This window comes from Shewanella sp. SG41-4, assembly GCF_014164505.1.
Classification (GTDB): domain Bacteria; phylum Pseudomonadota; class Gammaproteobacteria; order Enterobacterales; family Shewanellaceae; genus Shewanella.
Window position 1 is genome coordinate 1 of sequence record NZ_JACJFI010000742.1, and the last position, 587, is coordinate 587.

Here is a 587-nt window from a genome sequence, read left to right on the forward strand (position 1 = left end):
GGGTTTTCTGCAAATTCACCACTGCGGTAAACCCACATGTACGACTTAGTTTCGGCTTTTCTGTCTTCTTCTCGAAGGACTTGTACCGTTGTTTCATCGGCACAAATGAGTTTTTCGCTCAGGAGCTTATCCTTCATTGCATCGATAATGACTTGGACTTTATCACCTAGCTGTACACACCAATTTGCTAGCGTGCCTCTGCTTATATCAATTCCTGAGCGATTTAAAATATCAACCTGGCGATACAGTGGTAATGCATCCACGTATTTAGCGGTGACAATAGCGGCAAACGTTTCAGCACTGCCCATGCTTTTAGGCAGCATGCTCGCAGGCTTAGGAGCCGTAATGACTTTATTGCTGACGTGTGTTTTTTCACATTGACGACACGTGTATTTGGTACGCTCATGACGGATAACGCTGACTTTCTGTGGAATGATTTTGAGCTCTTCGCTGACTTCTTTTCCGCATTCATGAAGGGGTGTTTGGCAACATTCACAACAAGGGGCACTGAGTTCGTGCAGATAAACTTCACGCTCAAGCGCTTCAGGTAATGGTTTTCTGCCTGTTTTAGCCTTGCTCTTATTTAC

At 44.8% G+C, this 587-nt stretch carries 1 protein-coding gene; it reads right to left on the reverse strand.

Translation table 11 applies throughout. From position 1 onward, the window contains the following. A partial coding sequence (gene tnpC / locus H5202_RS23625; RefSeq protein WP_182774147.1) for an IS66 family transposase occupies positions 1–587 on the reverse strand: 587 nt, incomplete at both ends.